5 protein-coding genes are annotated in these 15316 nt (G+C 60.4%); 1 reads left to right on the top strand and 4 read right to left on the bottom strand.

The genetic code is table 11. The features are described 5' to 3' along the window. Positions 1-29: 29 nt before the first annotated feature. Complete coding sequence (locus N8H71_RS14140; protein WP_262194462.1) at positions 30-1388, bottom strand: TolC family outer membrane protein; 1359 nt, start codon at positions 1386-1388, stop codon at positions 30-32. Between the two features lie 531 nt (positions 1389-1919). Between N8H71_RS14140 and N8H71_RS14145 the strand changes: the two genes are divergently transcribed. Then, positions 1920-10580 carry a retention module-containing protein gene (locus N8H71_RS14145; protein WP_262194463.1) on the top strand — a complete coding sequence of 2887 codons (8661 nt, stop codon included), beginning with the start codon at positions 1920-1922 and terminating at the stop codon, positions 10578-10580. 63 nt (positions 10581-10643) lie between these two features. On the opposite strand, the gene N8H71_RS14150 is transcribed toward N8H71_RS14145, so the two are convergent. The 3 genes from N8H71_RS14150 to N8H71_RS14160 all read right to left on the bottom strand — a co-directional run. Continuing rightward, positions 10644-11021 carry a DUF6124 family protein gene (locus N8H71_RS14150; protein ID WP_262194464.1) on the bottom strand — a complete coding sequence of 126 codons (378 nt, stop codon included), beginning with the start codon at positions 11019-11021 and terminating at the stop codon, positions 10644-10646. 472 nt (positions 11022-11493) lie between these two features. Continuing rightward, complete coding sequence (locus tag N8H71_RS14155; protein ID WP_262194465.1) at positions 11494-13830, bottom strand: hypothetical protein; 2337 nt, start codon at positions 13828-13830, stop codon at positions 11494-11496. A gap of 228 nt (positions 13831-14058) precedes the next feature. Beyond that, positions 14059-15316: Ig-like domain-containing protein (locus tag N8H71_RS14160; RefSeq protein ID WP_262194466.1), on the bottom strand; the 1258-nt coding region annotated here is incomplete at its 5' end.

Genomic DNA, 15316 nt, shown 5'->3' on the forward strand with positions numbered 1-15316 from the left:
ATCGCTCCCCTGGCACTACATCATCGGGACTACTTCAGCTCGGGCAGGCGCGCTTCGTTCTTCACCTCGGTCGCGGCAATCGCATCGGCTGGCAGCACGATCCGCTGCTTGGTCAGCAACTGGCCCATGTTCGCCAGCACGCGGTACATCGAGAACTCTTCGGTGTAGCGGATCTCGGTGTAGCGGCGGTTGGCGTTGTACAGCTCGTTCTCACTGTCGAGCAGGTCGAGCAGGGTACGTTGGCCGAGACCGAACTGATCCTGATACGCGGCACGTACACGCTTGGTGGTTTCAGCGTATTCGCGGGCGGTCGGGGTCTGTTTCTTGGCGTTGACCATGGCGTTCCAGGCCAGGTGAATGTTCTCGTTGAGCTGACGCAGGGCGTTGTTGCGGATGTCCATCGCCTGGTTGATCTGGTGCGCGTCGGAGGCCAGTCGCGCCTTGTCGCTGCCGCCACGGAACAGGTTGTAGTTCATCACCACGCCGACCCGCCATTCGTTGTCGTGGCCCTCGTCGCCTTGCACGTTGTTGTTGGCGCCGACCGCGGCTTCCGCATCGAAGCGCGGGTAGAACGGCGACTTGGCGACTTCGTACTGGCTCTCGGCCGATTGCACGTCAGCCTGGGCGGATTTCAGGTACGGGTTGTTCTCGACCATGCTCTGCTGGGCTTCGGGCAAGGTGGCGGGCAACTCGCCACGGGTCGAAGCGGGCGCCTCCAGCTCATCGGGCATGCGCCCGACCACGCTGTAGAAGTTCGATTCGGCGTCCGCCAGATCGACTTCGGCGGTGTCGAGGTTGTTCTGCGCCAGCGCCTTACGGGCTACCGATTGATCGGAGTCGGCGGTGCTGCCCACGCCGCGCTCGGTGCGCAGGCCGATCTGGTCGTTGACGCGCAAGTGCGCCTGCAGGTTGTTCTTGGCAAGGGTCACCAGTTCACGACGCTTGAGCACTTCGAGGTAGACCTCGATGGTGCGCAGGGCCAGGTCCTGGGCGGTGCCTTGCGCGTAATACGCGCGCGAATTGGAAACGCCCTTGGTGCGCTCGACTTCGTTGGCAGTGTTGAAACCGTCGAACAGCATCTGCCGCAGCCGCAGCTCGGACTGGGTGTAATTGAGGATCTCGGTGTGGTGGTTACCGAAGGCCCGGGTATTGGTGTTGTCGCTGTAGCCGCGCCCGTAGGCAGCATTCAGATCCACCGACGGATAGAAGCCGCCCTTGGCGACCTTCACCTGTTCATCAGCTGACAGGCGCGCGTCCACGCGCGAGGCCAGTTCCGGGTGGGTGGCGATGGTGCTCTGGATCGCTTCGGTGAGGTTCATGGCCTGGGCTTGGGATGTGCAAGCCATGGCCAGCAAAACCGCACTGCAGAGGGGGGTTAAAACGCGCATGGTTGCATCTCCCTGAATCCTGATGGTGTTCCGTTGTCGCCAATTTATTGACGATATTTTTAGTAGAAAGCGTTTCATGCCTGTAACAACAGAGCTAAGAACATCCTGAAGCGTAGCTAAGAAAAAATTTTCATATGGGTTATGCCAAAAAAAACTTATGCGGTTCGCCAAATCCAGCACATTGTTCCACTCGAAAGCCTTTGTTTTATGCGCTTCAGGGAGTGCAGAAAGGCTTGAGGAAAGTTCCACTCACTTTGCGACATACGGCGAAGTACTGCTAAAGGGGAGGGACGCGTAGCGGCTGATGAGCGACAGTTTTTTGTCACTCGGGTGATTCACCACCGTTACGTAGCGCTAGTGGGCCTGCTGCATTGAACAGAGATTCCAACTGCTTGATGGCATTGGAGTTTCTGGATTTGTGCAACCTGCGAAACGAACTGTCGAGGTGCGAGCGTCGCCCCGACAACCCGCTTGAGCCATGGGCTGCTTCGTGAACCAGCGCCGACGGTGGTCGGCAGCGGAGGAATGCACATGGCAACGCTCATCGGGATCGTCACTAAAGTCATTGGTCAGGTTTTCGCCCAGTCAGCTGACGGCAGTCGGCGAGCATTGGTCGAAGGTGATCGGCTGTTTGCAGGGGATCAATTGATCACCGGGGCAGAGGGGGCGGTTGCCGTCCATCTGCAAAATGGCCAGGAACTGACCCTCGGTCGGGACAGCAGCCTGACCATGACCGGCCAGTTGCTCGCCGATCAGGCCGCCCACGTCAATGCCCCGGAAGCGGTGACCCCGAGCGAGTCGCAACTGACCGACGTCGAACAGATCCAGAAAGCCATTGCCGCTGGCGATGACCCGACCCAATCCGCCGAAGCCACGGCGGCCGGCCCCGGAGCCACCGGTGGCGCGCCGGGAGCTTTGGGTGGTGGTCACAGTTTTGTGTTGCTGACCGAAGTGGCGGGCCGGGTCGATCCGACTATCGGTTTCCCCACTGCCGGGTTCAACGGCATTCCCGAGTTTCCCGAAGAGCGGCATAACGCCGTGATCGACAACGGTGACGGCCAGGCCGCACCGATTGTTCCGCCACCACCACCGGTCAACAACCCGGTGACCCTCGGCGGCCTGTCCGTGCCCGGCGGCGAACTGACCCTCAACGAAGCCAATCTGCCCGACGGCTCCGCTGCCAACCCTGGCGCGCTGACCCAGACCGGCAGTTTCACCGTGAATGCGCCCGACGGCCTGAGCAGCCTGAGCATCGGCGGCATCAACGTGATTGTCGGCGGCGTGCCGATCGGTTTCCCGCAATCGATCACCACGCAACTGGGCAACACCCTGACCATCACCGGCTACAACCCGGCCACCGGCACGGTCAGTTACAGCTACACCCTCAACGGCAACGAAACCCACGCGGCGGGCGACGGTGCCAATAATCTCAGCGAACAATTCACCGTGATCGCCGGCGACAGCAATGGCGACACCGCCACCGGCACGCTGGACGTCAACATCACCGACGACGTGCCCAAGGCTTTCGATGACACCAACCCGAACACCGCTTCGGAAACCCTGCTGACCCTGACCGGCAACGTACTGCCGAACGACACCCAGGGCGCCGACCGGACTCCCGTCGGCCCCAACAGTGGCCCGGTGGTCGGCGGCACCTTCACCGGGACTTACGGCACCTTGGTGCTGAACGCTAACGGCACGTACACCTACACGCTCAACACCAACGATGCGGATTTCAAAAATCTGCACGGCGGCGGCAGCGGTACTGAAACCTTCACCTACACCTTGCGCGATGCCGATGGTGACACCAGCACCGCGAACCTCGTCCTGCAGATCCATAACAACGACGATCCGGTGGTCATAAACGGGTTGAATGTTGAAGGTGGCGAGCTGACGGTTTACGAAAAAAACCTCAGCGACGGCAGCGCACCAGACTCGGGAGCCCTGACCCAGAGTGGCACCTTCACCATCACCGCGCTGGACGGTGTCACCACCCTGACCATCGGCGGCATCGCCGTGGTCACCAACGGTGTGGCGGCAGGCTTCCCGCAATCGGTGACTACGCCACTGGGCAGCACGCTGACCATCACCGGTTTCAACGCCGCGACGGGCGTCGTCAGCTACAGCTACACCCTGGTCGACAACGAAGCCCACCCAACCGCCAACGGCGCCAACGTACTCAACGAGCAATTCGCCGTGACCGTGGTCGACGACAACGGCACCACCGCCAACGCGACACTGGACGTGAACATCGTCGACGACCTGCCAAAAGGCGTGGACGACAGCAACGCCGGCACTGCTTCGGAAACCAACCTCACCTTGAGCGGCAACGTCCTGACCAACGACGTGCAGGGCGCTGACCGCGTGCCTGTCGGCGAAAACGCTGGCCCGATCACCGCAGGCACCTTCACCGGGACTTACGGCACCCTGGTGTTGAACGCCAACGGCACGTACACCTACACCCTGAACACCAGCGATGCCGACTTCAAAGCCTTGCACGGCGGCGGCAACGGCACCGAGACCTTCACCTACACCATCACCGATGCCGACGGCGACACCAGCACCGCGAACCTCGTCTTGCAGATCCACAACAACGACGATCCGGTGATCATCAGCGGCCTCGACGTCAACGGCGGAGAACTCACCGTTTACGAGAAAAACCTCGGCGACGGCAGCAGCCCCGATGCTCCAGCCCTGACTCAAAGCGGCACCTTCACCATCACCGCGCTGGACGGCGTCACCACCCTGACCATCGGCGGCATCGCCGTGGTCACCAATGGGGTGGCGGCAGGCTTCCCACAATCGGTGACTACGCCACTGGGCAGCACGCTGACCATCACCGGCTTCAACGCCGCGACGGGCGTCGTCAGCTACAGCTACACCCTGGTCGATAACGAAGCGCATCCGAACGCCAACGGCGCCAACGTGCTGAACGAGCAATTCGCCGTGACCGTGGTCGACGACAACGGCACCACCGCCAACGCCACGCTGGACGTCAACATCGTCGACGACCTGCCAAAAGGCGTGGACGACAGCAACGCCGGCACCGCTTCGGAATCCAACCTCACCTTGAGCGGCAACGTCCTGACCAACGACGTGCAGGGCGCCGACCGCGTGCCAACCGGCCCGAATGCCGGCCCGATCACGGCGGGTACGTTCACCGGGACTTACGGCACCTTGGTGCTGAACGCCAACGGCACATACACCTACACGCTGAACACCAATGATGCGGACTTCAAAAACCTGCACGGCGGCGGCAACGGCACCGAGACCTTCACCTACACCATCACCGATGCCGACGGCGACACCAGCACCGCGAACCTCGTCTTGCAGATCCACAACAACGACGATCCGGTGATCATCAACGGCCTCGACGTGAATGGCGGCGAACTCACCGTCTACGAAAAAAACCTCGGCGACGGCAGCAGCCCTGACGCTCCAGCCCTGACTCAAAGCGGCACCTTCACCATCACCGCACTGGACGGCGTCACCACCCTGACCATCGGCGGCATTGCCGTAGTCACCAATGGTGTGGCGGCAGGCTTCCCGCAATCAACCGTCACTCCGTTGGGCAGCACACTGACCATCACCGGTTTCAACGCTGCAACCGGCGTCGTCAGCTACAGCTACACCCTGGTCGACAACGAAGCGCATCCAACCGCCAACGGCGCCAATGTGCTCAACGAGCAATTCGCCGTCACCGTGGTCGATGACAACGGCACCACCGCCAATGCCACGCTGGACGTGAACATCGTCGACGACCTGCCAAAAGGCGTGGACGACAGCAACGCCGGCACCGCTTCGGAATCCAATCTCACCTTGAGCGGCAACGTCCTGACCAACGACGTGCAGGGCGCCGACCGCGTGCCAACCGGTCCGAATGCTGGCCCGATCACCGCAGGCACTTTCACCGGGACTTACGGCACCCTGGTGCTGAACGCCAACGGCACGTACACCTACACCCTCAACACCAACGATGCAGACTTCAAAAACCTGCACGGCGGTGGCAACGGCACTGAAACCTTCACCTACACCATCACCGATGCCGACGGCGATACCAGCACCGCGAACCTGGTGCTGAACATCCACAACAACGACGATCAGGTGTATCTCAACGGCCTCGACGTCAACGGCGGCGAACTCACCGTCTACGAGAAAAACCTCAGCGACGGCACCAGCCCCAACACCCCGGCACTGACCCAGAGCGGCACCTTCACCGTCACCGCGCTCGACGGTCTGCAAACCCTGGCCGTGGGCGGCATTGCCGTGATCACCAACGGCGTCGCGGCAGGCTTCCCGCAATCTGCGGTCACGCCGCTGGGCAGCACGCTGACCATCACCGGTTACGATCCGGCCACTGGCGTGGTCAGCTACAGCTACACCCTGGTCGACAACGAAACCCATCCGACCGCCAACGGCGCCAACAGCATCACCGAGAACTTCAACGTGGTGGCGACGGACACCGATGGCAGCACCGCCACCGGGCAGATCAACGTCAACATCATCGACGACCTGCCAACCGCCAAACCCGACGCGACGTCGGTGCAAGAGGGCGGCACCGTCAGCGGCAACGTGCTGGACAACGATATCGGCGGCGCCGACGGCCCGGCAGCCAGTGGCGCGGTAGTGGGCGTGCGCGCCGGCTCCGACACCTCGACCTCGGCCATCGGCGGGCTCAACAGCAACATCAACGGCACTTACGGCTACCTGACCCTCGACGCCAACGGCAACGCGGTCTATCACAGCAACCCGAATGCCGTGAGCGGCCCCGGTGCGGTGGACGAGTTCGTGTACACCGTGCGCGATTCCGACGGTGATGAAAGCACCACCACCATCACCATCGACGTCTACAACAGCAAACTGTGCGCGGTCAGCGACACCGATGTCACCGTGTACGAAAAAGCCCTCGACCTGACCAAGGACGGGCAAGACCTGGCCCCTGGCACGGTCATCGGCAGCGATCCGACCAGCACCGGGGAAACCGCGTCCGGCACGCTGGTCGGCTCGGTCACCGGCGCGGTCGGTGCGATCAGCTATGCGCTGGTCGGCAGCGCCACCGGCAACTACGGGCAGATCGTGCTCAACGCCAACGGCACGTACACCTACACCCTGACTTCACCGGCCAGCACCACCCCGCATGCCGATGATGGCGCCAACACCCTGACCGAAACGTTCACCTATCAGGCCACCGATTCGCTGGGCAACGTCGTCACCAGCACCATCGTGGTCAACATCGTCGATGATGTGCCGAAGGCGATCAACGACAGCAACGCCAGCACCGCGTCGGAAACCCAGTTGACCCTCAACGGCAACGTACTGACCAACGACGTGCAAGGCGCCGACGTGGTGGCGACCGGTCCGAATGCCGGCCCGATCACCCCCGGCACCTTCACCGGCACTTACGGCACCTTGGTGCTGAACGCCAACGGCACGTACACCTACACGCTGAACACCAACGATGCAGACTTCAAGAATCTGCACGGCGGTGGCAACGGCACCGAGACCTTCACCTACACCCTGACCGATGCCGACGGCGATACCAGCACTGCGAATCTGGTGCTGAACATCCACAACAACGACGATCCGGTGGTCCTCAACGGCCTCGATGTGAATGGCGGCGAACTCACCGTTTACGAGAAAAACCTCAGCGACGGCACCAGCCCCAACATCCCGGCGCTGACCCAGAGTGGCACCTTCACCGTAACAGCCCTCGACGGTCTGCAAACCCTGACCGTGGGCGGCATCGCCGTGATGACCAACGGCGTGGCAGCCGGCTTCCCGCAATCGACCGTCACTCCGCTGGGCAGCACGCTGACCATCACCGGTTACAACCCGACCACCGGCGTGGTGAGTTACAGCTACACCCTGGTCGATAACGAAACCCATCCGAACGCCAACGGCGCCAACAGCATCACCGAGAACTTCAACGTGGTGGCGACGGACACCGACGGCAGCACTGCCACCGGGCAGATCAACGTCAACATCATCGACGACCTGCCGACCGCCAAGGCCGACACCGGCTCGGTGGCGGAGGGCGGCACGGTCAACATCAGCGTGCTGGGCAATGACATCAGCGGTGCGGATGGCGCGGCCATCGTGGTCGGCGTGCGCGCCGGCGGCAATACCGCGACCTCGGCCATCGACGGCCTCAACAGCAACATCAATGGCAACTACGGTTACCTGACCCTCGATGCGGCCGGCAACGCGGTCTATCACAGCAACCCGAACTCGGTGAGCCCGCCGGGCGCCACCGATACCTTCACCTACACCATCCGCGACAGTGACGGCGACGAAAGCACCACCACCATCACCGTCAACGTCGCCGACAGCAAACTCGTGGCCTCGACCGATCAGGACGTGACCGTCTACGAGAAAGCCCTCGACCTGACCAAGGACGGGCAAGACCTGGCCCCCGGCACGGTCACCGGCAGCGATCCGACCAACACCGGCGAAACCGCGACCGGCACGCTGGTCGGTTCGGTCAGCGGCGGCAGCGGCGCGATCACCTACACCCTGGTCGGCAGCGCCACCGGCACTTACGGGCAGATCCAGCTCAACGCCGACGGCACGTACACCTACACCCTGACCTCGGCACCGAAAACCACGCCGAACGCCAACGACGGGCCGAACACCCTGAGCGAAAGCTTCACCTACAAAGCCACCGATGCGCTGGGCAACAGCACCACCAGTACCATCGTGGTCAACATCGTCGACGACGTGCCAAAAGCGGTTGCGTCGGATCGTTCGGTGGCGGCGGTGGAGATCGACTCCAACATCCTCATCGTCCTCGACATCTCCGGCAGCATGGCCGACGCCTCTGGCGTACCGGGTCTGTCGCGGCTGGACCTGGCCAAGCAGGCGATCAGCGCCTTGCTCGACAAGTACGACGATCTGGGCGATGTGAAAGTGCAGCTCGTCACCTTCAGCAGCAACGCCACTGACCGCACTTCGGTGTGGGTCGATGTCGCGACGGCCAAGACCCTTCTGGCCAGCCTCAGCGCGGGCGGCGGCACCAACTACGATGCGGCTGTGGCGACCATGCAGACCGCGTTCAACACCTCGGGCAAACTCACCGGAGCGCAGAACGTCGGCTACTTCTTCTCCGATGGCAAACCCAACGAGGGCGACATCAACGCGGCCGACGAAGCGGCGCTGAAAAACTTCCTCGATGCCAACAACATCAAGAATTACGCGATCGGCCTGGGCAGCGGCGTGAGCAACGCCAACCTCGATCCGCTGGCGTACGACGGCATCACTCACACCAACACCAACGCAGTGGTGGTCACCGACCTCAACCAGCTCAACTCGGTGCTCTCCGGCACTGTTGAGGGCGCGCCGGTCACCGGTTCGCTGCTGGGTGAGGGCGGCACGTTCGGCGCCGATGGCGGGTTCATCAAATCCATCGTGGTCGACGGCACCACCTACACCTATGACCCGAAAGCCAACGGCGGTCAGGGTTCACTGGTTGCCAGCGGCGGCGCCAACCACGGCACGTTCAACACGGTGAACAACACCCTGAGCATCGCCACCAACAACAGCGGCACCTTGGTGGTCAACCTCGACACCGGCGACTACAGTTACACCTCGCAGAAAACCACCACCGTGGTGATCACCGAGAACATCGGCTTCACCCTCAGCGACAACGATGGCGACCTCGCCAGCTCGACGCTGACCGTGAAGGTGATTCCCAACGCGCCTCCGGTGGCGGTGGACGACCACATCATCACCAACGTGCTGTCGGGCAACATCGTGGTGCCGGGCGAACTGTTGCTGGCCAACGACACCGACCCGAACGGCGACACCCTCAACGCCACGCCAACCTCGTTCAACACCGGCTGGATCTCCAAATCGGCGGACTTCACCGGCACCGGCGCGATCAGCTTCACCGGCACCAACGCCAACACCGCCGCCAACCAGAACCTGGCCAACGTGCGCAATTCGTTCAGCGCCAACGCCGCCACCATGACCGCCGTGCTGGTGGTCAGCGGTTACCTCGGCGCCGTGACCAACACCAACGCCAACGATGAAGACCGCATCACCGTCAACCTGCGCCAGGGCGAAACCCTCAACCTGGACCACAACCTGGCGGCCGGTCACATCACCATGGAGTACTCGATCAACGGCGGCGCCTACATCGCCCTCGCGGACGGCCAGACCCTGACCGCGACGTCCGACGGCGTCTACCAGATCCACATCACCAACATCACCAACACCTCGGGCAGCAACGCCAACGCGGCGGAAAACTACCAGCTGACCATGACCCTCAACTATGCCGGGGCCCACGACATCACCCCGGACTACCACGGCACCTACACCGCCAACGACAACCACGGCGGCAGCGACACGGCGAACGTGACCATCAGCTATCAGGACGGCCACACCCTCACCGGCACCTCGGGCGATGACGTGCTGGTGGCCGGCACCGGCGACAACATCATCAACGCCGGCGACGGCAACGATGTGCTCACCGCAGGTTCCGGCAACAACGAACTGCACGGTGGCGCCGGCAACGACTTGCTCTACAGCGGCCCGGGCAACGACCTGCTCGACGGTGGCACGGGCATCGACACCGCGAGCTACGCTCACGCGACTGCCGGAGTGACGGTCAACCTCGGCCTGCTCGGTGCGCAAAACACCATTGGCGCGGGCACCGATACCCTGACCGGTATCGAAAACCTCGTCGGCTCGAACTTCAACGACACCCTCACCGGCGACAACAATAACAACGTGATCAACGGCGGCCTGGGCAACGACATCCTCAACGGCGGCGGGGGCGATGACCTGCTGATCGGCGGGATGGGCAACAACACCCTGACCGGCGGGCCGGGCGCCGACACCTTCCAGTGGCTCAAAGGCAACAGCGGTCATGACCTCGTCACCGACTTCACCCCCGGCACCGACAAGCTCGACCTGTCGCAACTGCTGCAGGGTGAAAACGGCACGTCGGCGTCACTGGATGACTACCTGCACTTCACCGTCACCGGCAGCGGCGCTTCGGTCATGACCAGCATCGACGTCAGCGCCATGGCCGGCGCCACGCCGAACCAGACCATTGACCTGGCGGGCGTCAACCTGGCCAGCCACTACGGTGTGACGCCGGGGGCGGGGGGCTTGATCGCCAGCGGGCACGACACGGCGACGATCATCAACGGCATGTTGAATGATCATTCGTTGAAGGTGGACACGGTCTGATCTGAACGCTGAAACGACAAAACCCGCCGTCCCGATCAAACGGGACGGCGGGTTTTTCTTTGCTCAGGCTACAGCGGACGCCTCAGCCTTCAACTCCAGATTATCCAGCACCCGATTCACCGCCAGTTCCTCCAGCATGATCAGCTGCGCAATCCCCAACAGCACATGCCGCTGCGACCCATCCACCAGCCCGGCAAAGTCATTGGCCATGGTCTTGGCCGAGGTCAGGGGTTCACAGGCGTCGGCCAGCAGCTCTTCGCTGTCGATACCGGGGGCGATGAGGTAGCGGGTGTCGGGTTTGAGCAGCGGTTTTCGGGGGAGGAGGGGGTTGAGGTAGTGATCGAGGGCGCGTTCGGCGGCTTCGTGGAATTTCTTGGAATCGAGGGTTTCGTAGGGCGAAGTCGAATCGGCTTCCGGCGGGTTGGGCGTTGGTTTGATCATGGCGAATCTCCGTGATTGGATTTAGCCGCCACGACTCATCGCTAAACAAGTAAAGGTGGCGGCTGTACGCAGGTTAGCGATCCGGGTCACAGAAACCCCGGGTAGACCCGAAGGTCTCCCACGCACAGCCACCATGACGCCAAGTGCAGAGAAGAGACTGCAATCGGGATTGGGCGTTGTTGCGTCTGTTGGGAGCCGGATCGCTAAACCCGATCACTGTTTTTCAGCGACCCGGAAACGATAGAGCCCACCCTCAAGGCGCACAAGCCGGCGGATTCTGGCGGATGCGTAGGCAAAGGCGCAAGGTTGCGCGGCTCTATGGACATAACCTTCAACACAATTCAACGTGGATTTTCTCAGGCGTCGAAACGACAAAACCCGCCCTCCCGGTTAAAGGGGAGGGCGTTTTTATAGTTTGAATTGGTAAGTTGATGCGTCCAATTGTTATGTTGTTTTTATTGATTTTGAGTTGTTATTTGTCCCATTGAATGGATCGAATAAAGATTCCGCCATCTTTTTCGGTTTCTTCTATTCCAATTTCGATTTCTACTGTCTTAATGAGTCCGTTTTGTGCGTGAGCACTAAAAATTTTCAGCTCTGATGGGTCGGTCGGTATCATTGCCTTCGCAAGAAGAATGGAGTCGTTAAAATCCCTGAGTTTTACTATTGCTATATCTTTAGTACTTAGATGTCCATATTCAAAAACGATACTTCGCGCAGCACCTTCAAAATTAAGCTCAACCAAATTATCACATGCAATGATAAGAACCGTGCCTTCGTCAGGTCGGGTGTACACGGACGTTATTACATTTTTGTACGGTTCATTGCGCACTGCGTTTACCGTCAGACCACTAGAAAATTTTACGGGAACATTTTTCTGAAAAACCTGTTCGGGAATATTCACCCACGAGTGCTTACCATCTACGATATTTATGACGGTCAACTCCAACGGATTCGAAAAACTGGTTTTGCCCGTGGCATCCCGAACGATGTGATAGCGGACACTCAACTGTCCACCGCGATGGGCCTCAAAGTACTGCTGTACAAACGCCGCATTGAGCGGAAATTTCACGGGTTTGCCGGCACTCAGTGAGTTGAGGGGTTTGCTGTCCGTAAACAGCAGCACACCCTGGGCATCATACAATTGCCAGTGCACCACATCCTTGGGCAGGGTCGGGTTGTTGACCGGGTTGGGGCAGGTGACTTCGCTGTTACCGTTGGGCAGGCTGTTGGGTTCAAACGTACCGTCCTCTTCTCCGAGCAGAATGGCCGGAACCAGCTCAAGCCTCGGCTCGCCGATATTCAATGGCGAGGCTGGTGGGGAAGGCCTGCGAACGATCTCGCCGTTCTCGCCTTCGCTGAGCACGTCGTACGACACCACCAGGGTGCCGCCTTCACCGGGTTTCAGGTACTCGGGGCCTGAAATGACGACGATGAAACCATCGGGGTCATCGGCCTCCTGCTGGGTCGGAAAGATCCAGTCCAGCTCGGGCTCGAAAACGGTGCCGTCCGGAAGGGTAATGCTCCAGTGGATTTCGATGGCGTTGTCCGGGGTGATCAGCGGATCGTAAGGGATGCGGATGATCACGCTCGGCAGGTCCGGATCAAGCGCACCGCTCACGGCGCTTTCGACGATGGGGGCTGCCAGCCGTTTGGGTTCGCCGATGATATTGATGAAGCGGCCTCTTGAGCGCTGAATGATGCTGCCGCCACGTTCCAGGTCGAAGAAAAACATCCCCTGTGTTTTTGCCAGTGCCCGGGCACCGTCGTTGTCCATCAGCACCTCGACCACCAGCGGTGGTTTTTTGTTGATGGTCTGGCGGGCATCGACCTGAATGCTTTCGCCGTCGAGGGTGGTGCCTTGCATGTGCATGATGATGGTGTCGCCCTGGTTGTAGTCAACGGACGATGCTGCAAAGACCTGGAGCAATAATTGCTCTTTATCCAACTGATCGACGTCGAGTTCGTTCCCGTCAGCCTGCTCAAGAATCGGCGCATCCAGCCGCGAGTTGCCGGTGTCGACGACGATGCGCGTTTCCTTGCACCAGTCTTCGGAGTCGTTGTCTGCAAAGTCTCTGACGAAGAACGACACCGCCAGCCCTTCGCTCCCGGAATCGCCGACTGCAAGGATGACGTCCTTGCTGATATGGATGACGATAGGGTTGTTCAGCGGGTCGTCGATCTGCGCCTGAGTAACCGGATCCGACGGCACCATGTTGCCGCCCCAGCTCACCCAGATCACATCGCCGACGGCGATGTCAGGGTACGGAAGGTTGGAGCCGCTGCCGGGTTTGGCCACGACCAGAACGTCAACACCGTTTTCGGCGGTGACCTTGTCGACACCGTCCTGGACAATTTCCGGCGGGCTGAACTCCATGTGCAGGTCGGAGTGCCCCTGCCCGGGATCGGTGTCCTGGCCGGCGGGGATTTCCAGTTTGACCAAGAGCTTGAACGGTGGCGCAAAAGGCTCTGGCGCCTGGTTGAAGCGCGTCACCCGATAGAACAGATCCCACGTGCCGCTCTGAAAACGGCCCGGTGCAACGAACAAGGTAGCGCGCTGGGTCTTTTCGGCATCCTGGGTGACGGCTTGCTGATCGACCACCTGGTTATTGAGCAGAAGCTCGACTTTGTCGGCCAGGCTCTTGTTTGACCAGACCGGGATCTGCACCTTGAGACCCTGAGTGGGGAAGTTGAGTAGTGCGGCGGCACGGTTGATTGCCCATTCACCGGTCGGCAGAAGCTTGGCGCTGGGGATGTCTGGGTCGAGCAAGGCGAGTGTGCCAATGGCTTTTTTGGGTTGGACGAGCATGAGGGGAACTCCTGCCGAAGGGGGGCGGTGGAGTTATTGGGCGATTAAAGGGGGGGATTTGGCTACTGTCAGATCTGACAGGTATAGGAGAGGTTCAGACGAGTGGTAAAAGGAAATCGATATACCTTGGAAGACCGCCCCTCCCTCCGCAAGTTGGCGTAGTTTGCAAGGGCGGTCTCCAGAGTTGAATTAACTACAACGTTTCATTCTCGATAGGTACTCAGCCTCTTATTTGATGCCGACCACGTTGGAGTAGTCATTCCACGGGGCAGTCTTGGCCGAACCTTCCCCTCCCCAATTAAGATATAAAGTTTTTCTGGCCGGCGCGGGCCACCAGTAGTTGCTGGTATCGGTTGACCAGTAATGATGGTTTCCCATGGGCCATCGATTCCCGTAGGCGGCATGTATTTCGTATAGCTCTGCCATGCTCGGAATTCGGGCACCTGCCGACGCGACGCTTGAGTTGGCTTGCGTCCAGGTTGCATTCCCAAAGCCGAAACACTGGATCACGTTCGTCACTGTCACGTTGTAGCTCTTGGATTGGTTGGCTGTATCTCTGGCAGTGATGGTGGCTGTTCCCCGGCCACGCACGGTGACAAGCCCTGTTGTATCTACCACCGCTACACCCTGATTACTGGAAGTATAGGTGTAACCTGGGCGGCCACCGGAGGCTTGATGTCGTACCGAGTTACCCGAATTGAACGCTGGAAGAACTTCGGGGTTGCCCGGAATGATGTAGGTCTTGCCACCCAACGTGACCGGGTTGGTATTGAAGTTCAACGGCGCTAACGGACTCTCCCGGGTAAAGCTGCGCGACACGGTCTGTTGATTGTTGGCAACCGACCTCGCGTAAACCGTGTTCGAGCCCAGATGAATGCCGAGGGTAAGTGTCCAGACACCGCTCCCGTTGACAGGCACGGTTTGCCCTCCCACGTTATTGAGAAAAATCTGCACGCTGTACAACGGCGTTGCCGCCCCGGTCACAGTTACCGAAGTGTCTGTGGTTTTGCCGCCATTACCCAGTTCCCCGCCTGAATGCCGGACGGAGGTGAGTGTGGTGGTGAGGTGGGCCCTGACTGTAAATGAGTGGACAGGTGACTCAAGCTGATTTCCATAAAGTGCTTTGGCTTTTAGGTCGTAAGTGCTCTGACTGAGGCTGGAAAGTCGAGTGCTGGCGCTGCCGTTACTGCCTAGTGTTATCGGCGAACCGATGGGCGCTGCACCGTTGTAAAGCTGCACACGCTGATTGCTGTCTGCACTGACTGTTACGGTGACCTCGTTTTCGTACGTGGTGCCATTGTTGCCAACGGAACCTTTGATGTCGGTGACAGAAACGATGCGGGGAGTATTAGAAACAGCCACAGTAAAATTTCGAACCGCAGATTCCGGTTGCGTACCGTACAAAGCCCTGGCCTTGATGCTATGGGCGGTGGCACTCAGGCCGGTCAGTGTTTTGGTCCATTCCCCTTTACTGTCGACAGGGGTG

This window comes from Pseudomonas koreensis (assembly GCF_025447595.1).
GTDB classification, from domain to species: domain Bacteria; phylum Pseudomonadota; class Gammaproteobacteria; order Pseudomonadales; family Pseudomonadaceae; genus Aquipseudomonas; species Aquipseudomonas koreensis_H.